The organism is Bacillus sp. AP8 (assembly GCF_000321185.1).
Classification (GTDB): Bacteria; Bacillota; Bacilli; order Bacillales; family DSM-1321; genus Bacillus_AD; species Bacillus_AD massilioanorexius.
Genome location: NZ_CAPG01000065.1, coordinates 1 through 22,624, shown reverse-complemented (window position 1 = coordinate 22,624; position 22,624 = coordinate 1). Strand labels below are relative to the sequence as shown.

Below are 22,624 nucleotides of genomic sequence, written 5' to 3'. Positions count from 1 at the left end.
CATTTTTATTGCTGTAGTTACATAGTTGGATAAACTTACCGGTTGCTTATACTTGACAATCACGATATTTTTATGAAATCGTTTTCAGTTCTAGGTGATTTAAGAAATTCTTAAGATTTTCCCCACATCTACATTAAGAAATATAGGCTATATTATTAACTATAGATGACAGATGATATACTTTTTGGAAGGAGGCTGATTATTATGACTACATTTAATGTTTTAGTTGTTGATGATGAACAAGAGATCCGTGATGGAATTGAAATATATTTGAAAAATGAAGGTTTAAATGTTATTAAAGCGGCTGATGGAATTGAGGCATTAGAAAAACTGCATGAACACACTATACACTTAATTTTATTGGATATAATGATGCCGAAAATGGACGGTATTTCAACTACATTTAAGATACGTGAAAAGCAAAATATTCCTATTATCATTTTAAGTGCCAAAAGTGAAGACAGTGATAAGGTTTTGGGGCTCCAAATTGGAGCTGATGACTATGTAACAAAGCCTTTTAATCCACTTGAATTAATTGCTAGAGTAAAATCTCAGCTTCGAAGATATGTAACACTTGGAACATATGAGGGGGCGACAAAGCAGATTGACCTTCATGGGTTAACTTTAGACGAAGATGCAAAACAAGTATGTATTAATGGTGAAGCAGTGAAGCTAACTCCTATTGAATACAAAATAGTAGAGTTACTAATGAAAAATGCTGGGCGAGTATTTTCAATTAATGAAATTTATGAACTTGTTTGGAAAGAACCAAGTTATAATGCTGAGAATACAGTAGCAGTTCACATTAGAAAAATTCGCGAGAAAATTGAAATAGACCCGAAGAATCCAAGGTATTTAAAGGTGGTGTGGGGTATTGGATACAAAATGGAAAAGTAACAAAATCATCTTCATTATTTTGTTAATCTTTAGTTTCGGTTGTTGTAGTTTACTGTCCATCTTTTCAACAGGAAATAATCTTTTGAAAAGTAGTTATTTTAAAACAACTGCTTTCCAATCGGAATTTACAGAATATTTATCTCAGTTACGAGCATTTAAATTAATGGATCTTAATTTAGCAGAAATGAAGAAAAACATCGTTGTCACAAGTGATGAAATTGAACAGCATAGATATCAATATGGTAGCTTAGATGAGCAAATAAGTAACATTAAAGCCCAGTACGAGGATAAAATAACGACCGCCAAACAAGGTGGAAATAATGAAGTTGCGGAAATTTATCGCAAAGAACGTGATTCCAAAATAGCGGATATCACCAAAAATTTTACAGATGATGAGCATGTACGTAAAAAGATTATTGCAGAAAAAGAAGCAGCTATTGAGGAAGCATATGCGGGGTATAAAAACGGTCATAATAATATACCAAATAATCATATATTTGAGTATTATCTAGTAGATACTTCTACGGATAAAGTATATACATCTTTGAATAGTACAGCCTCTAAAAATGTTAACCAATATTTTACGAATAAGAATATGATGTTTCTACAGGAATACGGTGGAAAAAACAAAGATTTATTGCAAATCAATGAGGATTATTTGCATTACTATTTATCGAGTGACAACAAATATTCTAGTTCTAATGCTTTATTTAATCAGGAATCTATTGTAAATAATGAGACGAAAACGATTAGCTCAGAACTTGAAAAAGCTGTAGCTTCAAATGAAGGACATTCTTTTAAAGGATTTATCGGTATCAACAAAGATGCACCATCAAATAATTATATTATTCAAAATGCAAGTTCGTATAAAGAAATTCAAATGATGTATTTTGTTTTCTTATTTATTGGACTATTGATGGTTTTTGTAGTCATCTGGCTATACAAGACGAAAATAAAATGTAATGTATGGCATAAATTAGAGTGGAAAGGCTATGAGAAAATACCATTTGATATTAGATTGGTTTTTCTATTTGTAACAGCGGCCTTTTTATCTAGCTCATTCCATGGACTTTATTTTAATAATGGTTATGATAATATTTATTATTTCACCAAAAATATGATATTCGGCTTAGGCTGGTCGACTATTCTACTTTCATTGTTACTTTTGCAGGCTATTTTAACAGCGAATAAAGTGAGAGTAAGAGGTTTTGATCAGGAGTTAAACGATAGTTTACTTTATAAACTTGCATCTGCACTAAAGCAAGCCTTTATAAACCGAAAAGCAGGAATACAATTATTGATTCTTTTAGTGGTTGTTTTTTTCATGGGCTTTGGTTTAATGCTAGCATTTGTTTTAGGGCACATTGAACTTGTTATACTATATTTATTTATGGTAGTAACAATTGGACTCCCTGTTATTATATTGATATTGAAGCAATTTGGCGATGTAAATAAAATCGCACAAAATGTCAGAGGGATTGTTGAAGGAAGAAGTGTGGAGGATGTATCCATTAAAGGTATATCATCGTTTAAGGCGTTTGCAGAAGATGTGAATAAGCTTAAACAAGGTGTGAAGGTTTCGCAACGTGAACAAGTGAAAAGTGAACGGTTAAAAACAGAGCTTATAACAAATGTTAGCCATGATTTACGTACACCATTAACATCCATTATAACGTATGCAGACTTACTGAAATCAAATGATTTATCAGAAGAAGATCGAAATAGCTATATAGAAATTATTGATCGTAAATCAAAGCGATTAAAAGTCTTGATTGATGATTTATTTGAAGCATCTAAAATGGCAACAGGGAATATTGAGCTGACAAAAAGTAAGGTTGATATTGTACAATTGTTACAACAAGCATTAGCAGAGCATGATGAAAAAATTGCAACTTCAGATTTGCATTTTAGAGTAAGTAATGATGATCAGCCAATTGAAGCAGTAGTGGATGGTCAAAAGCTATGGAGAGTATTTGATAATTTAATTGGGAATATATTGAAATATTCTTTACCTCATTCGCGAGTATATATTGGAGTGAAAAATCGACCAGATACTATTGAAATAACTTTTAAAAATGTTTCTCAATTTGAACTGGGAGATAATGTTGATGAGTTATTTGAGCGATTCAAAAGAGGAGATCAGTCTCGACATACTGAAGGATCAGGATTAGGATTGGCTATTGCTAAATCGATTATTGATTTACATGAGGGTGAAATGGACATAGATGTGGATGGAGATTTATTTAAAGTAACGATTGTTTTAAGAAAATAGTAAAAAGGGCATCTCAAAAGTGATTTTCAAGCACTTCTGAGATGCCCTTTCTCTTTTTGTCGTTTTATTGTATATTGCAGCAAACTTCTTTAAGAAGAGTTACATATTTTTGCGTGACTGACGCTTTTTCATATACCAGATGATAACGAGAATAAATAAAATGATAAGTAGAATGTAAACAATATTAGAAAAGATGTCCATATAGCTTACAATATCATGCCAGTTAGATCCCACTGCATTACCGACGTTTACTAAGATCGTGTTCCATATCAATGAACCGATAGTAGTAAATAATAAGAATAAACCGAAATTCATATTAGACATCCCAGCTGGGATAGAAATTAAGCTTCGAATGAGAGGGATTAGTCGACAAAATAATACTGTCCAAATACCATATTTATCAAACCAAGCATCTGCTCGATGGATGTCTTCCTTTGTTAATCTTAAAATACGACCATAACGATCAATGATTTTTTCAAGTCGTTTTACATCCAGTAATAATCCTATTCCATATAAAATGATTGCTCCAATGACTGAGCCAGCTGTAGCAAAGCCTATAACACCGACGATACTTAAGTGATTACTATGATGCGTCATAAAGCCACCAAAGGTAAGGATAACTTCTGAGGGAATAGGAGGAAAGATATTCTCTAGCGCTATTAAAAAAAATATTCCCCAATAGCCGTATTGCTCCATTAAATTAATTATCCAACTTTCCATGTAAGACCGCTCCTTTTGTGTAAAGCATGCATATTGCAGGCATTATTAGGCAACTTATACTTTCCTATTTTGAGCTTGTACTATAAACCTTATTATATGTTATAGATTTCTATTCATGATTCTTTCTCTTTTTCCAGGAAAATCAGTAATCTCCTGTTTATAGCTACCTAATAATGAAAATAGTATGTCATAAATACATTAAAGAAAGATTAGAAAAAGTTAGCATGTGGTAAATTTAAGTGTACTTGTTTTTCTAGTAGAGGATTTTTTCCTGTTTTATAGAATATATAAACAAATTATAAAACGAGTATAAAGGGGATAACTGAATGAAGCATACCTATTTTTTTACAGGATTTCCTGGCTTTTTAGCTACCAGGCTAATTAAAGGGATGATTCGTAGAGATAACATGTTTGAAAGTGCTTTTTTATTAGTGTTGCCTTCACAGGAAGATATAGCAAAGAAAGAAGCTATTGAAATAGAAAGAGAGATGCAACTAGAACAAGGTTCTTTGCAAGTGATTATAGGTGATATTACAAAAGAAGGATTACATATTGTAGATTATATCGCTGTTGAGAAGATAACTCACGTCTTTCATTTAGCGGCAATCTATGATTTAGCGGTGCCGAAGGATATTGCATATGAAGTAAATGTAGTAGGTACTAAGAATGTGAACGATTGGGTAAAAACACTTCCTAATCTAAAAAGATATATTTATTTTAGTACTGCTTATGTGGCTGGAACAAGAGAAGGCACATTATTAGAAACAGAATTAATTAGACCTACATCTTTTAAAAATTTTTATGAAGAAACAAAATTTGAAGCGGAGGTTTTAGTCGAGCAGCTAAAGAATGAAATTCCCATTACTATTATTCGGCCGGGCATTGTAAAAGGGCATTCTGAAACAGGAGAAACGATTAAATTTGACGGGCCATACTTTATTTTAAATACGTTAAGAGCTATTGCCTTCTTGCCATTTAAACCTTACATAGGACGTTCAAACTCGAAAATTAATCTTGTTCCCGTGGATTATATTATTGAGGCCGTATCATTTCTAGCTCTATATGAAGGTGGCGAAGGAAAAACATATCATCTAACAGATCCAAATCCGTATAGTGCAACAGAAATTTATGAAATGTTTACAGAAGCCATGTACAAACAAAAGCCTAAAGGAATGATTCCACTTTCATTGTGTAAGATGGGTCTTTCTTTTGCTCCAGTTCGAAAATTTCTTCATACGGAGCAAGAAACAATTGATTATTTTACATGGAAAGGAAACTTTGATTGTACCCATGCCAAACGCGATTTATTAGAAGCCGATATTGCATGCCCAGACTTTAAAAAAGGCGTACCTGCAATGGTTCAATTTTATTTAAAGCATCAAAACAATCCTAAATTCCAAGTGCCGATTCAATGATAGAAATTACAAGGGGTCTCTGAACAGTGATGTTTATCACTGTTCAGAGACCCCTATGCTTTATTTTATAAATTGGCCTGAGAGAAGGCCGAGTTTGAAAACCACATAACGATGTAAGAAAATGTCCATTAAATAAATTTTACTCTTTTTAGACATCTTCTTCTTTGTATATATACAGTTTTTCCTTTTTAAGACGGTAAAACGGTTCGTTTTAGCCAATCTTTTCCTTCTACTAAACGTGTAATCATCATGGCACATACTGTATTTCCTGTGCTATTTAATAATGTTGCTGGTGCATCAATAATGGTAGAAATGACAGCGATGATTGGCAATGTTTCTGGTGGGAATCCGAATACACTTAAAATAAGCATCTCCCCAATCATACCTCCACCTGGAATGGCGCCCATTACAGCACCTACTAAGAACGAAACAGCGATGATACTTAAGATACTTGATACACTAGTTAGATCTTTTCCGAAAAGAGCGAAAAGAAAAACAATCTTCATTACTCCACCTAAAACGGATCCATCTTTATGTGTGTTAGCTCCTAGTGGAATCACTGTTTCAGATATATCGGTAGGTACGCCCATTTTTTGAGTTGAAGCTAGATTTACTGGAATAGAAGCTGCACTTGAACATGTTGCGATTGCCGTAACAGAAGGAGGTAAAGCGTTCTTCCAGAATACTTTTACGCCTAACTTTCCACCTGCAAAGAAAGCGTATAGAGTAAAAAATCCAACAAAATATATGATTGTGATAACTAAGTATAAAATAAAGGTACGAGCATACCCTTCTAAGATGGAAGTTCCTAGATCACCAACTACGGATGCAAAATAACACCCAAGTCCGATTGGAGCATAATACATAATAAATGATACCATTTTCATCATTACCGCAGTTCCAGAAGATAAGAATGAAGCAATTGGTGCTCCTTTTTCCTTTATAAATGCTGTTGCTAGCCCGAAAAGGATAGAGAAAATAATTAATTGCAACATATTACTTTTTGAAAGCAATAATGAAAAATCAGTCACAGTAAATGTTTTAACAAGTTGACCTAAAAATGTTACTTCTTCAGTTGCTTGCTCAACAGGTTCACTAGAAGTCATCAATTCTTTAATAGCTGTAGTATCTGTTCCTTCAAGAGGATTCATAATAGCTACACCGATTACTCCTAAAATAGCGGCTATTATCGCTGTACAAAGGAATACTAGAACTGTACTTCCCATAATTTTTCCTAGACGTTTCATTTCTGTCATGTTTGCGATGGCTGAAGCTATGCTAAAAAACACGAGCGGAACAATGAGCATAAACATGAGATTTAAAAATAAATCCCCAAGTGGTTTAACAACTGCTGCTTCAGGTCCGAAAATGACACCTGCTATTCCACCAATGATAATTCCGAGTAATAAAAGGAGAGTTATTTTATAACTGTTAAAAAATTTCCTCACAATTATTCCTGCCTTTCTATACATTTTATCCATAACGTTGTATGTAATAAGTTTTCTAAAATAATATTATATCTTAAAATAGGCGAAAGTTGCAGAGTTAATAAATGAACCTTCTTTGTTTTGTTGTAATAAAGTGCTATTAGGAAGAATAAAAATTTACATTTTTTTATAAATAGGCTCTGTTATACCTCGATGTTGATTTTTAACATGTATCGAAAAAATAGCAAGATTTCTGCTGAAAGAGTAGTTCAAGTGAGATCCCCAAGTGAACGTAGCGAGCGTTTTTGACCAGTATAAACCATAAAATTTAACAGAGTCCATAAATAAAGACAGCTATTAGTAACATGAAGCTTACCTCGTTTGGTCTTAAAAGATTGGAGTGTTAAAAGTGAAAAAATCACTTAAACAGCAAATAGAAGAACAAGAAGGGGGAAAATTCCCATCAAAGTCTTATACTGAAATGGTTTTAAAACCTGCTTTTAATGAAGCTAAATACAAATTGACAGAGCACATATTACAAATTAATTATGCCCATCTTATTATGCTTGTAGAACAAAAATTGATGGATGAAGCAGACGCAAGGAAAATTTGCTTAGCAATTCGTTCTATAGATATAGAAACAATACAAAAGAGTGAATATAATCCACAGTTTGAAGATTTGTTTTTTCAATTAGAAGGTCAATTGCTACAGCATGCTGGAGATATCGCAGGAAATCTCCATATTGCCAGAAGTCGTAATGATATGGGGATTGCTATATATCGAATGACACTTAGAGAAAAGCTGTTATTTCTTTTAGAAGAAGCATTGAAATTAAGAAGCTGCTTAATTAGTTTAACGGTGGAGCATAAAGATACCATAATGATTGGCTATACGCATACGCAACAAGCACAGCCGACAACACTCGCGCACTATTTAAATGCGATGACAGATTTATTAACAAGAGATATTGAACGTATATTATCAGCATATGAAAATGTTAATAGAAGTAGTATGGGAGCGGCTGCTTTAACAACTTCAGGATTTCATATAAATCGGAATCGAATGAAGGAATTATTAGGTTTTGATACGATTATCCATAATGCTTGGGATGCGGTTTCAGGTGCAGATTATTTAGCCGAAATAGCAACAACTGTTCAACTAGCAGCACTAAATCTTGGTCGTTCTATTCAAGATTTCTTATTATGGGGAACACAAGAATTTGGTGCATTTAAGTTAGCGGATCCATATGTGCAAATCAGCTCAATTATGCCTCAAAAGCGTAATCCAGTTAGTCTTGAGCATCTTCGTGCATTGCTATCAAGCGTAGTAGGGGACACTCAAACGGTTACGTTGATGATTCATAATACACCTTTTGGAGATATTGTTGATACGGAAGATGACTTACAGCCTTATCTGTGGAGAGCAATTGATAAACTACAAGGGATTTATCAACTATTAGCTTGTATATTAGGAACTATGACTGTCAATCGAACAATCTTACTAAAACGAGCGCAAGAAAGCTTTGCTAATGTAACGGAACTTGCAGATACTCTTGTTAGAAAAGATGGAATTTCATTTCGACAAGCTCATCATGTTGTAAGTTCATCGGTGAAAAAGGCTATGAACAGCGATAAATCTTCATTGAAGGATCTAACTTTAAAAATTGTTAATGAACAGTTTACGCTTATTATTGGAAAACCATCATCATTAACGGAAGAGCAATTCAACAAATCATTGAGTCCAGAGCACTTTGTCAATATTCGTGTAATTGAAGGTGGTCCAAGTCCGGCTAGCATGAATATGGCAATAGAGCGATGTTTAGAAGAGCAGTTACAATGGGAGGAATGGTTACAATATAGGTGGAGTTTATTAGAAGAGGCATACACTGAAGTGGAAAATATAATTGAGAAATGGATGATATAGCATGAAGCAAAAGATGTACCCTTTACTTGCTATTGATGGTGGTGGCACGAAAACACTTGCTGTATTAACAGATTGTACAGGAAAGATTATTGGAAGAGGTAAGGCTGGTGCAAGTAATTATCATGGAGTGGGGGAAGAGAGAGCAAAACAGTCTTTACAAGTAGCGATTGAGGAAGCCATTAACAACACGGAGATGAATGAATGGGATAATAGAAGAATAGAAAGAGCAGTATTTGCTATAGCAGGGATTGATACAGAGCGAGATGAAGGAATAGCTAAAACAATCGTTGAAGAAGCTTTGAAGAATCTGTCTATTGAAGTAGAAACATTATACGTAGAAAATGACTGTCTTTCTGCTATGCTTGGAGCAACAGGACAATGTCCTGGAGGATTGATGATTGCTGGTACGGGCTCAATTGTTTATGCACATGATGGAAAAGGTCATATTGTGCGAGTAGGTGGGTGGGGGCATCTTTTAGGGGATGAAGGAAGTGGATATTGGATTGGTATGCAGGCCATCCAAATAGCAATGAGGATGCATGATGGAAGGGAACAAAAAAGTGAATTATATACACTACTCTTAAGGCATTTTGATTTTGATTCAGCAGAGGAATTATGTGATTGGATGTATAGTTCACATTTTTCGGTAAAAAAAGTAGCCAATCTTGCTGTCATAGTTCATAAAGCTGCTCTTAGTGGTGACAAGATTAGTGAAAAAATTTTATTACAGGCTAGTGAGCAATTAGCTGAGTTACTGATTACGGGTTTATCAAAGTTACAAATAGTTAACTGTCAGTGGCGAATCATATTGCAGGGGGGAATTTTGCAAAATAATGATTTTGTTCAGCAAAAAGTCATTCAACTTATTCAAAAAGAAATAGTCCATGTAGAATTTTCATTTGTTAAAGAGGAACCTATTTCATATATTATTAGGCGCGGACTCATGTAGTGTTATACAAAGAAGGGCGATAAAAAAGTCACAGCTTTTTTATCGCCCTTCTTACACTATATTTAAATCTTAAACGAGCTTTTTAAAGAAACAATTTGGTTGAATACAGGTTTTTCAGGAGTAGATAATTTAGGATCTACATTGAAATAACCGTGACGGAAAAATTGAAATTTATCTCCAGCTTGTACATTTTTCATGTTTTCTTCAACGAAGCCATCGTGTATTTCTAATGAATTAGGATTAACTTGCTCTAAGAAAGATTTTTCTTCAGAGTCTTCTTCGTCTTCTTGTAGAAGAGGATTGAAAAGACGGAATTCAGCTGGTACTGCTTGTGTAGCTTCTACCCAGTGAAGAGTACCTTTTACTTTACGTCCTGTAAATCCAGATCCACTCTTCGTTTCAGGATCATACGTACAATGTAGCTCAACAACATTTCCATTTTCGTCTTTAATCACTTCTTCACATTTAATGAAATACGCATGCTTTAAACGTACTTCATTGCCAGGGAAGAGGCGGAAATACTTTTTCGGTGGGTTTTCCATGAAATCTTCTTGTTCAATATAAATTTCACGTGAGAATGGAATTTGTCGCATACCCATTTCTGGATTTTCTGGGTTGATCTCTGCATCTAGCATTTCTACTTGTCCTTCAGGATAGTTGGTAATAACAACTTTAAGAGGCTTTACAATACCCATTGTACGAGGAGCTTTTAGCTTTAAGTCTTCACGTACGAAGTGTTCAAGCATTTGAACATCTACAATACCAGATGTTTTAGCTACACCAATTTCACGGCAGAAGTTGCGAATACTTTCTGGTGTATAGCCTTTACGACGTAATCCAGAAATAGTTGGCATACGAGGATCGTCCCAACCATCTACAACACCTTCGTCAACAAGCATTTTTAGCTTGCGTTTACTCATAACTGTGTCTGTTAAGTTTAAGCGACCAAATTCATATTGATGCGGAGTTGCTTCTGTTTCACAATTTGCAATTACCCAATCATATAGTGGTCTTTGATCTTCAAACTCTAATGTACAAATAGAGTGTGTGATACCTTCAATGGCATCTTCTAATGGATGAGCGAATGCGTACATTGGATAGATGCACCATTTGTCACCAGTGTTATGGTGGGTAGCATGTGCAATACGATAAATAACAGGGTCACGTAAATTAATATTAGGTGAGCTCATATCAATCTTTGCACGTAATACTTTTTCGCCATTACCGAACTTGCCATCTTTCATTTGTTCAAAAAGTTCAAGGTTTTCTTCAACTGTACGGTTACGGTATGGACTTTCTTTACCTGGCTCCGTCAACGTTCCGCGATATTCACGGATTTGATCAGCTGTTAAATCATCAACATAAGCTAATCCTTTCTTAATAAGAAGGATAGCTTTTTCATACATCGTATCGAAGTAGTCAGATGCGAAGAATAAATTATCCCAATCGTATCCTAGCCATGTTACATCTTCTTTAATTGCGTCAACATACTCTTGGTCTTCTTTAAGGGGATTGGTATCATCGAATCGCAGGTTCGTTTTTCCTTTAAATTCATCCGCTAAACCAAAGTTTAACACAATACTTTTAGCATGACCGATATGTAAATATCCATTTGGTTCCGGTGGGAAACGTGTTACAACAGTATCGTGTTTACCGCTTTTTAAATCGTCTATAATGATTGTTTTAATAAAATTTGAAGCATTTGAAGTATTTTCGCTCACGTTATTTAACCTCTTTCGTTCATCGACATTAGTAGTTCAATTATATAAAATTTTTTTATGTAATACAAAAATAGATATGCTTTTCTTGTTTTAGATGTCCTATGAACTTACTCATTTAACATATCAAAGAAAACCTTTCTCGATTCACCTATCAATCGGGAAAGGTTTTCTTGGTTATAAATTGTATCTGTCAGGTTTGTATTTGAACAAATTTACAGTTTAGTAAAACGATCGAAAAACTCATCTTATTCTCACACAAATGGATATTCTCTAGATGATACCCCTAATCTTCTGTTCAGAATGAATTAGTTTCTCGTGATTTTCTAAATAAACTTATTGAACTGGATCGTTTGCCCATGCAATAACAATTGTACCTTCTCCAGAATGTACAGAAACTGTAGAGCTAAGTTCGGAGATATCTACATGTAAATGAGGATATTTACTTAGTAGTAAATCCTTATATTCCAGAGCTTTATTTAGGACGTTTCCGTGCATTAGATAGATTTTATCGATAGTGGAACTTTTTTGATAGGCAATATCAAAAAGTTCAAGCAATCTTTTAATAGCTCGTTTTTCTGAGCGAACTTTCTCGAATAATTCAAATTTCCCATCCAAAATACGAATAATAGGCTTAATGTTAAGTAGGTTACCTAACAAATATTGTGTACCTGACATTCTTCCGCCTTTATAGAATTGATCTAAATTACCTAGAACCATATAATTCTCTATTCTATAGGCATCCTTGCGTAATTTTTCACTGATTTCTTTATAATCTAATCCTTCTTCTTGTAATTGCATTCCTAGTTCGATTAAACGAGTAATAGCAATTGCCATCGCTTTTGAATCGACTACTTCAAGAGGGAAATTCGCTAACTCTGCTCCTGCTTTACAGCTTGCTAAAGTTCCACTTAAATCAGCCGAAATATGAATGCCAATTCCTGCATCATATTCTTCTTTTAGTTTTTCAAATAGTTCAGCAAATCTACCTACTGAAGGCTGAGAAGTTTTTGGAATTTCTTTATCTTCACGAATATTCTTATATAATTGTTCTGTATTTAAATCGATTCCATCTTCATATGTACCAGTACTGAATGTAATACTTAATGGAACCACATAAAGATCAGGGTGGTTTTGTAATTCATCTGGAATTTCAGCAGTACTATCAGTAATCCAAGCAATTTTTTTAGTCATAACATTTATCCTTTAACATGAATTTTAGTAATTAATATAACATGTAGTTTAATTTATTATTTAGTCTAGTTTTAATATTTTTCTTTTCAAAATACAAGATGTATCTAGCTATTATTGTACTGCATTTAGCTAAAGTTCTCTATTATTTCGTTAAAGAAATGTGAAATATTATAAAATCATCTAGATTATTTCTTAACAAAAAATGAACATGTTGGATAAATATTTTATAGCATCATACAATTTGTTGAAAGAGTTGAAGAAATTCAGATTTATATTTCTAAGCAGAATAAGTAGTTATTAATTAATTTCGTGGTTCGTTATGCCAAATAAGAGCTACAGTACCTTCACCGGCATGAACAGCAATTGTAGAGCTTATTTCTCCTATTATTACTTTCAGATTAGGATATTTCTTGTTTAGCTCCTCTTTAAATTCAAGAGCCTTAGACTCAATATTTCCGTGCATAATCTGGATGGAATGAATAACATACTTCTGATAGGATTCGTCAAAAAGGGTGATTAGTTTATGTAGGGCTTTCTTTTCTGAACGAACCTTTTCAAATAAACCAAATTCTCCATTTTTTATTCGAATAATGGGCTTAATCTTTAATAGATTTCCTAAAAGGTATTGTGTGCCAGACATTCTTCCACCTTTATAAAATTGATTTAGATTACCAAGGAGAATATAATTTTCATTTTTTGTAGCATCTTTCCGTAAAAAAGTGGCAATATCTTTATAATCTCTTCCTTGTTTTTGCATATCTAATCCTTTATACAAAAGCGTTGTGATTATATAGGACATAGCAGTGGAATCAACGATTTCAACTGGGAAATCAGCTAAATCTGCTGCTGAAGTACAGCTAGATAATGTGCCACTTAATTTACTTGAAACATGAATAGCAATAGCTGCATCATAATTGTGTTTGAGCGTATTAAGCAGTTCAACTATTTTTCCCACTGAAGGCTGTAGGAACTTCTTTTTCTTCGTTTAATTTTTTATATAATAAATCAGTTGTTAGGTTGACACCATCTTCGAATAATTCATTTTGGAAATTTATGCTAAGTGGAATGACATATAAATCTGGATGCTCTTTTATATCTTCTGGTAAAAATGCAGTACTATCAGTAATCCAAGCAATTTTTTTTGCTGACATATCATCGATCCTTTAATGTATATTTTCCTTTTGTAATGCAAATCAGATGTATAATTTGTTAGTATGTCCAAAATTAGTCATTTACAAAAGTTATTAACATCTATTGTACTTTAATTACAGTGTTTATTTTGGATAAAATGGCAAGCATTAGTGAACAAATTGTGATATTACAGAAAATATCTAGGATTGAGAAGCAAATAAGATAAGAAATTGGCTATCGGAAAAATACTGATCTTTCTGTATAATTAAAAAACAAATAAGAAATGAGGAGCAAATAGATGAGAGACTTAGTGAAAAAACAACTAGAATCTTTTAAAAAAGAAAATGAAAATAGAGCAAGACTATTAATAAAATGTCCCGATCAACCAGGGATTGTATCAGCTGTATCTACTTTTTTATATGAAAATAAGGCGAACATTATTGAATCGAGCCAATATTCTTCTCATCATGATAGAGGTACTTTTTTCTTACGAATGGAATTTGAAATTCCTGAATTATCTAAGGTCTACAAACAGCTAGCGAATGATTTTGAAGTAGTAGCTAAAAGCTTTAAAATGGAGTACTCGTTTCGATCAGCTTCTCATCTAAAACGTACGGCTATATTTGTTTCAAAGGAACCACATTGCTTACTGGAACTATTGTGGGAGTATCAAAGTGGAAATTTAATGATGGATATTGTGATGGTGATTAGTAACCATGAGGATACGAGAGAAACCGTTGAAGCGTTAGGCATTCCTTTCTATTACATTCCAGCTAACAAAGATATTCGACAACAAGTAGAAGAACAACAAATCAAGATGTTAAAGGAAAAAGATATAGAAGTAATCGTATTAGCGCGATATATGCAAATCCTAACAGACCATTTTGTAAATGAGTTTCCAAATCAAATTATTAATATTCACCATTCATTTTTACCAGCCTTTATAGGTGCTCGTCCATATGAACGAGCCTATGAAAGAGGTGTTAAATTAATCGGTGCTACCTCTCATTATGTCACAAGCGATTTAGATGAAGGTCCAATTATTGAGCAAGATACAAAACGTGTCGATCATCGTGATACGGTTGAGCGACTTAAGAAGATTGGACATACAATAGAAAGAAGTGTTTTAGCTCGTGCATTAAGATGGCATTTAGAAGATCGAGTAATAGTTGAAAAGAATAAAACCATTCGCTTTTAATCTGGGTGCTGACCATGCCAACAATTTCTTTAATTAGACATGGGGTTTCTGTCTGTGATATGAGCAGCAGATTGACTTCAAAGCAATATAGTAAATGGGTAAAGAAGTACGATGAATCTGGAGTTCTTCCCTTTGATACTTTACTAGAAGGAACGCAGGAAGCAATGTCGCTTTCTCAGGTTGTTTTGACTAGTAATTTAAAAAGGTCAATTGATTCTGCCTTTTATTTAAAGAAAGATTATGAGTTTCAAACTCATTCGTTGTTTCATGAAGTAGGGATTCCAACAGCCTCTAATATTTTTTTCTTGTACATGAAGCCGAATTCTTGGAATATCTTCTTAAGAATACTGTGGCTACTTGGATATTCAAAAGATGTTGAATCATATAGATTAGCTAAAAAAAGAGCCAAGCTTGCGGCAGATTATTTAATCGGATTTTCCCATAAATATAATCATGTAGCCCTTGTTGGTCATGGCTTTTTTAACAGAATGATCGCAAAACAATTAAAAAAAGAAGGTTGGCAGTCCGTAGATTCTTATGCCGATGGAAATTGGGGTTGCACTACCTATATAAAATAATGCTCGGATAAAGAAGGTCTATTTACTTTTTAAATAGGCCTTTTATTTTTGAGCTAAAAGCGTAAAAAATCAAAAGGACGGTGTCGGTTTTTCTTAATCTCTAGCTCTAGCTCTTAGCCCCTCGAGGTCATAATATAAGCAGTTCTGAAGGTCAAAAAGAACCTTTCAAGGTCCCCCCGTGTATTATGCGTGAACGGAGGCCTACAGGATGTAGGTCACTAAGGCGTTGCCACAGGAAGTGGCGTTGTTAGCCTTTGTTCATTTTTTTCAGGCGCTTGCGCTTTTCTTAGTTTAGAGCAAGATACGTCGCAAGTCTTACAGCAAAATATAGCCAAGGTCGATTATGAAAACGTTCAATTAAAGATAAGATAGAGACATGAAAGGAGGAACGGAAAATGAAAAAATTCGGGTTATTACTAGTAGGAGGTATTGCAGCGATTGTCTTCTTAGCTAACCTAGGACCAATGCTTGCATTAGCTATTACATTAGGTATTGCGTATCTTGTCATTAAGGAGTTTTTGAAAGCAAAAACAACAGGATCAAAAATTGTATGGGGGATTATTGGTTTACTTTTCATCAGTGCTTCCATCTCAAACATTCCATCAATTATCGGTTTAGTAGCGATTTTTGTTATGTATCTAGTTTATAAAAACTGGAACAGTACAAAAAAAGTAGAAGTTGTAAAGAATGATGATCCTTTTGCAAATTTTGAAAATGAATGGGCAAATTTAAATAAAAACTAATAAGAAAAACGTAAGTCCGAGTTTAGCTCCGAAAGGCTTAAAGCGGGATAAAAGAAACACGATGAGTCCGTAAGGTGATGGAGCTAGACAGTAGTCAAGATTTAAATGAAGTAAATCCTCATATTAAGACAATAAACTATAGATAGTAAATAAAAAGGAGAGACCTAATTATGTCAAACTTATTCACTCGTATTAAATATGCAGTAGCAGCAGATTTAAATAATATGCTAGATCAAAAAGAGCAAAAAAATCCAATGACGATGTTAAATCAATATTTGCGAGATAGTGAAAAGGAAACAGAGAAGGTTCGCATGCTTATGGATCGTCAATCACGTTTAAAAGATGAATTCTTACGTGAATTAAATGATGCTAAAGCTTTAGTGGAGAAACGTGCATATCAAGTTGAAATCGCCTCAAAAGCAGGTGAGGTTGAATTATATGATTTTGCTCTAGCTGAAAAAAATCAATATGAACAACGTGTAGAACGTCTTCAAAAAGCTTTAGATGAAACAACGAATCATTTAGCACAATTAGAAAAGAAATATGTAGAAATGAAGCATAAGTTGAAAGATATGCATTTGAGAAGATTAGAAATTATGGGCCGTGAAAATATTGCCCGTGCTAACTATCGCATCAATCAGGTGCTAGATACGAAGCCTGAGTGTGATAAATCATCTGCTCGATTTGAAGAAATGGAACAGTATATATCTCGCATGGAAGACCGAGTAAATAAAGACTATTACCATAATACAATCGATGCAAGAATTGCGGAATTAGAAAAACAAGCAAAAAACAATGAAAGTGATTCAATTTTATAAGTTAAACATGTTATTCTAGTAAAGGCGTAGTATATTTCTGCGCCTTTTCCGTACATATTAACTTTGGAAGGGAGGGGACACTCGTGGCATTTAAATCAAAGTCAGATTTACTTAACTGGATCATTATATTTGCGGTTGTACTACTGCTAATTGAGGTTACGTTTTTTGATGGAGGTCTCCTTTTTTCTTTATTCATTTCAGCCGTACTCATTTATTTTGGTAAAAAGAGATGGCATAAAACAATTGGGAAGCTAGCTCTAATGATTGGAATTATTAGCGCTGTTGTAACGGTCGGAAATATGATGACATTCAAGTTATTTTTGTTAGCCTTGTTAGGTGTCCTTATTTACCGATTTTTTCAATCTAAAAAGCATCCAACTATGTATTCACCCGTGTTTCCAGATAACAATAATACAAATATTCCTGAAGAAATTCACCGTAAGCAGTTATTATTTAAGAATGCTATTCTAGGTGGACAACAAACACCCGATACTGTTTATGAATGGGAAGATATTAATATTCAGTGTGGAATAGGGGATTGTATTGTAGATTTAAGTAATACAGTTCTACCTAAAGGTGAAGCGGTTATATCTATACGTAATATTGTTGGGGCAGTTAAAATTTACGTTCCTTATGAAATTGAAGTTAAAATAGAACATTCTGTTATTGCAGGTTCCGTATCTATTTTTGAAAATAATGAACAACGATTATTTAATGAAAGTCTTCAATTTTTTACATCGCAATACGAGCAATCACAGCAAAAAATTAAAATTATAACTACTTCTGTTGTAGGAAATTTAGAGGTGAAGCGTATATGAGTATTTTACAACGCCAAGTCGTGTTGAGTATGCTGTATTCGTTTCTCCTCACTTTGTTGTTTTTAGGTATCTTTTTGTATGTGTATCCTGTAAAGCCGTTGAAAGAATTATGGGATAAAGAAATTATGGATATTCCTTTCATAGTCTTTGTTCCTACAGTCAGCGTTTTGGTAGGTGGAATATCAGGAGCAGTCATAGGGTATCAATGGAGAAAGCGATTAAGTGATATCGGTGGTAAGCTCTTAGAATTAGAAAGAGGCAAAATTGTAGCTGCTTCTGATAAAAAGCGTCCTCTTGAAATCGAAAACGTGTATGAAAAGATGAATAAATTGCAGCAACATGTAAAAGAACAAGTAACTATTTCGCAAAAGCTGGCAAATGAACGTGCAGAAATTCAAGAAAAGCGTGTACAGGAAATTGTATCACAAGAAAGAAATCGACTAGCAAGAGAGCTACACGATTCCGTTAGTCAGCAATTATTTGCAGCATCTATGTTGATGTCTGCCATTAATGAAAATTCGTCTAATGAAAATCAAAATGGTAAACAGCTAAAGCTAGTAGAAGAAATGATTCATCAATCACAGCTTGAAATGCGTGCTTTATTACTGCATTTGCGACCAGTTCCGTTAAAGGGTAAATCTTTAAAAGAAGGTATGGAGGAACTGCTTGTGGAATTAATCCAGAAAGTTCCGATGAATATTACTTGGAAAATAGAAGAAGTGAAGCTAGATAAAGGTGTAGAAGATCAGCTATTTCGGATTTTACAAGAATCCATTTCTAATACATTACGCCATTCTAAAGCAGAGACACTTGAAGTTCATCTAGTGAAAAGGGAAGGTACGATTATTATGATTGTATCTGATGATGGAGTTGGTTTTAATGTAGAGGCATCAAAGGCTGGCTCTTACGGATTACAAAACATGCATGAACGCGCTCTTGAGGTTGGAGGCATATTGAAAATTGTAAGTGTCATTAATAAAGGCACTCGTTTAGAAGTAAAAGTTCCTGTTATAGCAAAGGATGAAAACGATGAAAATTAAAGTATTATTTGTAGATGATCATGAAATGGTAAGAATAGGAGTATCAGCTTATTTGTCTTCTCAACCAGATATAGAGGTTATCGGAGAAGCTTCCGATGGAGGGGAAGGTGTAGAGAAGGCACTTCAATTGAAGCCAGATATCATTTTAATGGACCTTGTTATGAAAGAGATGGATGGAATACAAGCAACAAAAGAAATCATTGAACAATGGCCTGAAGCGAAAATTATTATTGTGACAAGCTTTTTAGATGATGAAAAAGTGTATCCAGCTTTAGAAGCAGGAGCAACAAGTTATATGCTGAAAACCTCTAAAGCTAGTGAAATAGCAGATGCTGTCCGCTCTACTTTCCATGGCCAATCTGTTTTAGAGCCTGAAGTAACAGGGAAAATGATGCAACGCATGCGAAAACCTCAGAAAAAAGAATTACATGATGAACTTACAAATCGCGAGATGGAAATTCTGTTATTAATGGCTGAGGGGAAAAGTAATCAAGAAATGGCAGATGAGCTTTTTATTGCTTTAAAGACAGTTAAAGTGCATGTTTCCAATATATTAAGTAAACTAGAAGTACAGGATCGTACACAAGCTGTTATCTATGCATTTAAACATTCATTAGTTGAGTAGGAGGAGCGAAAGTTTATGAAGAAATTTGTTATTTTTGATTTTGATGGTACGCTAGCCGATGCAAAACAAGTAGTATTTGACACGGTCAATATATTAGCTGGTCAATTTGGATTTCCACCATTATCGGAGGACCAAATGGATCAGATGAAGAATGTTTCTTCAGAACAATATCAATTAATTGCGAAGGATTTCTACGCACTATATAAACAATCTCTTCATAAAATCCAGCTGTTCGATGGCATTAGAGAAGTACTTCAAACATTAGAGCAAAAGGGCATTGGTATTGCTGTTATCTCTTCAAATGAAGAGAGTAATATTCGTGAGTATTTTGAATTGCAGGATATTGAAAGTATTAATGAAATCTATACGTCTAGTGATTTATATGGAAAAGATGTAATGATTGATCGTTTCCTTGAGCAACATCAATTACAAAAACAAGACGTATTATACGTAGGGGATGAAGTTCGCGATATTCTTGCTTGTCAAAAGAGTGAAATTGATATCGTATGGGTAAACTGGGGATATTCTACTGAGGAAGACGTAGAGACCATTAAGCCTACTTACTATGCAAAGACTCCAAATGATATTGTGAAATACGCACTTCTTACAGCTTCTACATCGAATGCTTAACGGAGGAACTACATGAACAACGAAAAAAATACGATTATTCAAATAGCTTCCTTATTAGAGGAAGCTTCTATTCCTTATACATATATTGGAGAGGCAGCTTTATTTATACAAGGAGTAGATCTATCTATTGAACATACTGAACTGCTTGTCCAATGGGATGCTTTTACTAATTGTTATAACTTATTTAAAGATGCCGCGCGCTCACCAATTGAAAAAACACCGAAAAGCGCCAAATTCCAAGTCCAAGTCGAAGGCAAAAATGTGACTGTACGTTGTCTTTATAATACTACAATCAAAACAGATCCATATCGTATCTCTGTTAAATTAGATGAACATACAGTTTGGTGCAAGTCTTTGTATTGTTACTTATATGATGACCATTTATCTTTATATAAAGAAATTATTATTGCTCATTTACAGCAGAAGCAGCAGGCTTTTACTGAGCATAATGAGAAGGCTTGGAATCAAAATAATTACCAAGCACTTATTGCCCGCTATGGTGAGCCAAAACATATGGCAGAAAAAATTAAAAATAATCCTGAATGGAGACTTTATCCGTTTCTGAAATATATGCCGAATCTTGAAGGGAAAAAAGTGTTACATTTGTTAGGGTCAAATGGTGTTAAAGCAACAGCTTTAGCATTATTAGGAGCACAAGTAACCGTAGTTGATTTTTCGAAAGAAAATGCGATGTTCGCACAAGAATTAGCGAAAGAAGCAGATGTATCCATCAACTATATTGTGTCGGATGTATTCTCTTTACATATAGAGAAAATGGCTGATCAATATGATTATGTATTAATGGAGCTTGGTGTTTTGCATTATTTTATTACACTTGAACCTTTAATGAATTTGGTTCGAGCACTTTTAGCTAAAGAAGGATTATTTGTTTTGCATGAATTTCATCCTATTTCGACAAAACTTATTTCATCTACAGGTAAGAAGCATAAGATTGTTGGAAATTATTTTGATCCAACATTACATGAGCAAACGGTAGCCTTTTCTAAGCACATGCCTGATGGTGTTCAGGAAGAGCTTTTACAAACTGTTCAAAGAAAATGGACCATTGGGGAATTGGTTACATCCGTTGCTTCTTCAGGTTTATGTATCTCTGTACTAGAAGAAGAACCAAATCATAAACTTCATGATATCGGATTACCCAAAACGTTTACACTCATATCGAAGAAATAATAAAAGGTATCTACCAAGTTGTAAATCGGTAGATACCTTTTGTGTTAAGATAGACCATTGCTGTTTTTTCTTGGAATAGATACCAGATTTGGTGCGGAATTACTGTCCGGCAAAGCCTTTTTAGCCCATAAAAGTTACACAAACTGGATATGGTACCGACACTTCTGATGGAAGCAAGGTTAGTTTACCACTCTTTGTATTTCGTTCAAATAAAATAAGATTATGAGATTCTTGGTTCGAGGCAATTAAGAATGACTCGGTGGGATCTAGTCTGAAATCTCGTGGCCAATCTCCTTTGGTTGAAACATGTTCAATAAAAGTAAGTGTTCCTTTTGTTGCGTCAACTGAAAAAACAGCGATGCTATTATGACCTCGATTACCAACATAAATATATTGACCATCAGATGTGATATGTATCGCACTTCCTTGACTATTTTCAGTAAAATCATTTGGAATGGTACGGATATATTGAATCTCTTCAAAGCTACCATTTGAAGCATCATAAGATAAAGCGATGACCTCGTTACTAATTTCGGTCATTACATAAGCGAATTTCCCGTTTGGATGAAATGTAATATGTCTAGGACCACTACCAGGACGAACAGTAAGGCGATTTTTTTCTGTTAATTGCTGATTGAGTAATTGATAGGTTGTGATTTCATCCGTTCCTAAGTCAACAGTAACAACGTATTTGTCTTCTGGTGCAAACCCTGCAAAATGTACATGTGGTTTTTCTTGTCGATCTTTATTAACCCCTGAACCTTTATGTTGAACAATCGAATGTGCGGGATGTAATTGTTGGTCGGATACTGCATAAGCTTCTATTGTACCTCTATGATAGTGAGCAGTAACGACCAATTTATCGCGATCATCTACACTGATATGACAAGGAGAAGGCCCTTCTGTTACTTGAATGTCTTTCAATGTTAGTTCTCCAGAATCATGGTTTATAGTAAATGTTGCTACGCCACCAGATGTATTTTGCTTAGCTACAGAATAAAGAATTGTACGATCTTTATTAAGCACGACATATGTTGGATTATCTAGTTCGGCAGCTAACTGTGGTTTGCTTAGTGTTTTCTTGTCTGTATCAAGTGTAAATCTATATATTCCTTTGCTAGCACCTTTTGTATACGTTCCTATATAGCCGATATATTTCACTTTTAAATCGCCCCCAAAAATATAGAATAATCTAATTATAGTATATGAGGAAGTATTTATCCCACTCAAACTCAAACTAATGCTAAGCCCTCTAGCCATTAACGGGCCGACAAGAGTTTGGGTAGATTGAAATATGATTTTTAGAATGTATCTGATAGAAATAACGTAAAAAAAT

General features: G+C 34.1%; 19 protein-coding genes and 1 pseudogene. 14 read left to right on the top strand and 6 right to left on the bottom strand.

What is annotated here, in order from left to right; genetic code table 11:
* The first annotated feature begins 204 nt into the window (after nucleotides 1–204).
* Together BN349_RS15825 and BN349_RS15820 are read left to right on the top strand one after the other, a co-directional pair.
* Nucleotides 205–897, top strand: coding sequence for a response regulator transcription factor (locus tag BN349_RS15825; protein ID WP_019243310.1), 693 nt, complete (start codon nucleotides 205–207; stop codon nucleotides 895–897).
* A complete protein-coding gene (locus BN349_RS15820; RefSeq protein WP_019243309.1) occupies nucleotides 875–3,169 on the top strand; it encodes a sensor histidine kinase in 2,295 nt (764 codons plus the stop codon). Before BN349_RS15825 ends, BN349_RS15820 begins: the two co-directional genes overlap by 23 nt.
* A gap of 99 nt (nucleotides 3,170–3,268) precedes the next feature.
* Here the strand turns inward: BN349_RS15820 and BN349_RS15815 are convergent, their stop codons facing one another.
* Nucleotides 3,269–3,889 (bottom strand): DedA family protein, encoded by a 621-nt coding sequence (locus BN349_RS15815; protein ID WP_019243308.1) that lies wholly within the window; start codon nucleotides 3,887–3,889, stop codon nucleotides 3,269–3,271.
* Between the two features lie 326 nt (nucleotides 3,890–4,215).
* Here BN349_RS15815 and BN349_RS15810 point away from each other — a divergent pair, with 326 nt between their 5' ends.
* Nucleotides 4,216–5,304 carry an SDR family oxidoreductase gene (locus BN349_RS15810; RefSeq protein WP_019243307.1) on the top strand — a complete coding sequence of 363 codons (1,089 nt, stop codon included), beginning with the start codon at nucleotides 4,216–4,218 and terminating at the stop codon, nucleotides 5,302–5,304.
* Nucleotides 5,305–5,492: 188 nt separating this feature from the next.
* On the opposite strand, the gene BN349_RS15805 is transcribed toward BN349_RS15810, so the two are convergent.
* A complete protein-coding gene (locus BN349_RS15805; protein WP_425457687.1) occupies nucleotides 5,493–6,776 on the bottom strand; it encodes a dicarboxylate/amino acid:cation symporter in 1,284 nt (427 codons plus the stop codon).
* Between the two features lie 364 nt (nucleotides 6,777–7,140).
* On the opposite strand from BN349_RS15805, the gene argH reads away from it, so the two are divergent.
* Both argH and BN349_RS15795 read left to right on the top strand, forming a co-directional pair.
* Entirely contained in the window at nucleotides 7,141–8,655 is a 1,515-nt protein-coding gene (argH, locus tag BN349_RS15800; RefSeq protein WP_019243305.1) for an argininosuccinate lyase, read from the top strand.
* 1 nt (nucleotide 8,656) lies between these two features.
* The gene (locus tag BN349_RS15795; protein WP_019243304.1) at nucleotides 8,657–9,604 is read left to right on the top strand and encodes an N-acetylglucosamine kinase; all 948 of its coding nucleotides are present in this window, start codon (nucleotides 8,657–8,659) and stop codon (nucleotides 9,602–9,604) included.
* Between the two features lie 62 nt (nucleotides 9,605–9,666).
* On the opposite strand, the gene BN349_RS15790 is transcribed toward BN349_RS15795, so the two are convergent.
* The 3 genes and pseudogenes from BN349_RS15790 to BN349_RS24090 form a co-directional block, all read right to left on the bottom strand.
* Complete coding sequence (locus BN349_RS15790; RefSeq protein ID WP_019243303.1) at nucleotides 9,667–11,325, bottom strand: glutamine--tRNA ligase/YqeY domain fusion protein; 1,659 nt, start codon at nucleotides 11,323–11,325, stop codon at nucleotides 9,667–9,669.
* A 333-nt stretch (nucleotides 11,326–11,658) separates the two neighbouring features.
* Entirely contained in the window at nucleotides 11,659–12,516 is an 858-nt protein-coding gene (locus BN349_RS15785; RefSeq protein WP_019243302.1) for a DegV family protein, read from the bottom strand.
* A gap of 301 nt (nucleotides 12,517–12,817) precedes the next feature.
* Nucleotides 12,818–13,667, bottom strand: a pseudogene (locus tag BN349_RS24090) (DegV family protein).
* A gap of 278 nt (nucleotides 13,668–13,945) precedes the next feature.
* Between BN349_RS24090 and purU the strand changes: the two are divergent.
* From purU to BN349_RS26425, 9 genes are all read left to right on the top strand, one after another.
* A complete protein-coding gene (purU, locus tag BN349_RS15775; protein ID WP_019243301.1) occupies nucleotides 13,946–14,845 on the top strand; it encodes a formyltetrahydrofolate deformylase in 900 nt (299 codons plus the stop codon).
* A gap of 14 nt (nucleotides 14,846–14,859) precedes the next feature.
* Nucleotides 14,860–15,423: a histidine phosphatase family protein gene (locus BN349_RS15770; protein WP_019243300.1), complete on the top strand. Its 564-nt coding sequence runs from the start codon at nucleotides 14,860–14,862 to the stop codon at nucleotides 15,421–15,423.
* A gap of 395 nt (nucleotides 15,424–15,818) precedes the next feature.
* Entirely contained in the window at nucleotides 15,819–16,166 is a 348-nt protein-coding gene (locus BN349_RS15765) for a lmo0954 family membrane protein (protein ID WP_019243299.1), read from the top strand.
* Nucleotides 16,167–16,336: 170 nt separating this feature from the next.
* On the top strand, nucleotides 16,337–16,984 hold the full coding sequence (locus tag BN349_RS15760; protein WP_019243298.1) for a PspA/IM30 family protein: 648 nt from the start codon (nucleotides 16,337–16,339) through the stop codon (nucleotides 16,982–16,984).
* Between the two features lie 83 nt (nucleotides 16,985–17,067).
* Entirely contained in the window at nucleotides 17,068–17,802 is a 735-nt protein-coding gene (gene liaF / locus BN349_RS15755) for a cell wall-active antibiotics response protein LiaF (protein ID WP_019243297.1), read from the top strand.
* Entirely contained in the window at nucleotides 17,799–18,842 is a 1,044-nt protein-coding gene (locus tag BN349_RS15750; RefSeq protein ID WP_019243296.1) for a sensor histidine kinase, read from the top strand. Before liaF ends, BN349_RS15750 begins: the two co-directional genes overlap by 4 nt.
* Nucleotides 18,832–19,467: a response regulator transcription factor gene (locus BN349_RS15745; RefSeq protein WP_019243295.1), complete on the top strand. Its 636-nt coding sequence runs from the start codon at nucleotides 18,832–18,834 to the stop codon at nucleotides 19,465–19,467. The genes BN349_RS15750 and BN349_RS15745 overlap by 11 nt, the downstream gene beginning before the upstream one ends.
* Nucleotides 19,468–19,482: 15 nt before the next feature.
* Nucleotides 19,483–20,097, top strand: coding sequence for an HAD-IA family hydrolase (locus tag BN349_RS24085; RefSeq protein ID WP_019243294.1), 615 nt, complete (start codon nucleotides 19,483–19,485; stop codon nucleotides 20,095–20,097).
* Nucleotides 20,098–20,109: 12 nt separating this feature from the next.
* Nucleotides 20,110–21,288, top strand: coding sequence for a class I SAM-dependent methyltransferase (locus BN349_RS26425; RefSeq protein WP_019243293.1), 1,179 nt, complete (start codon nucleotides 20,110–20,112; stop codon nucleotides 21,286–21,288).
* A 120-nt stretch (nucleotides 21,289–21,408) separates the two neighbouring features.
* Here the strand turns inward: BN349_RS26425 and BN349_RS15730 are convergent, their stop codons facing one another.
* Nucleotides 21,409–22,449 (bottom strand): lactonase family protein, encoded by a 1,041-nt coding sequence (locus tag BN349_RS15730; RefSeq protein WP_019243292.1) that lies wholly within the window; start codon nucleotides 22,447–22,449, stop codon nucleotides 21,409–21,411.
* Nucleotides 22,450–22,624 lie beyond the last annotated feature (175 nt).

What these genes read in the sequence shown, in the direction of transcription:
- BN349_RS15825 (WP_019243310.1), top strand. Translation starts at nt 205, where the DNA reads ATGACTACATTTAATGTTTTAGTTGTTGATGATGAACAAGAGATCCGT.
- BN349_RS15815 (WP_019243308.1), bottom strand. Translation starts at nt 3,889, where the DNA reads ATGGAAAGTTGGATAATTAATTTAATGGAGCAATACGGCTATTGGGGA.
- BN349_RS15810 (WP_019243307.1), top strand. Translation starts at nt 4,216, where the DNA reads ATGAAGCATACCTATTTTTTTACAGGATTTCCTGGCTTTTTAGCTACC.
- BN349_RS15805 (WP_425457687.1), bottom strand. Translation starts at nt 6,776, where the DNA reads ATGTATAGAAAGGCAGGAATAATTGTGAGGAAATTTTTTAACAGTTAT.
- BN349_RS15795 (WP_019243304.1), top strand. Translation starts at nt 8,657, where the DNA reads ATGAAGCAAAAGATGTACCCTTTACTTGCTATTGATGGTGGTGGCACG.
- BN349_RS15785 (WP_019243302.1), bottom strand. Translation starts at nt 12,516, where the DNA reads ATGACTAAAAAAATTGCTTGGATTACTGATAGTACTGCTGAAATTCCA.
- purU (WP_019243301.1), top strand. Translation starts at nt 13,946, where the DNA reads ATGAGAGACTTAGTGAAAAAACAACTAGAATCTTTTAAAAAAGAAAAT.
- BN349_RS15770 (WP_019243300.1), top strand. Translation starts at nt 14,860, where the DNA reads ATGCCAACAATTTCTTTAATTAGACATGGGGTTTCTGTCTGTGATATG.
- BN349_RS15765 (WP_019243299.1), top strand. Translation starts at nt 15,819, where the DNA reads ATGAAAAAATTCGGGTTATTACTAGTAGGAGGTATTGCAGCGATTGTC.
- BN349_RS15760 (WP_019243298.1), top strand. Translation starts at nt 16,337, where the DNA reads ATGTCAAACTTATTCACTCGTATTAAATATGCAGTAGCAGCAGATTTA.
- BN349_RS15750 (WP_019243296.1), top strand. Translation starts at nt 17,799, where the DNA reads ATGAGTATTTTACAACGCCAAGTCGTGTTGAGTATGCTGTATTCGTTT.
- BN349_RS15745 (WP_019243295.1), top strand. Translation starts at nt 18,832, where the DNA reads ATGAAAATTAAAGTATTATTTGTAGATGATCATGAAATGGTAAGAATA.
- BN349_RS24085 (WP_019243294.1), top strand. Translation starts at nt 19,483, where the DNA reads ATGAAGAAATTTGTTATTTTTGATTTTGATGGTACGCTAGCCGATGCA.
- BN349_RS26425 (WP_019243293.1), top strand. Translation starts at nt 20,110, where the DNA reads ATGAACAACGAAAAAAATACGATTATTCAAATAGCTTCCTTATTAGAG.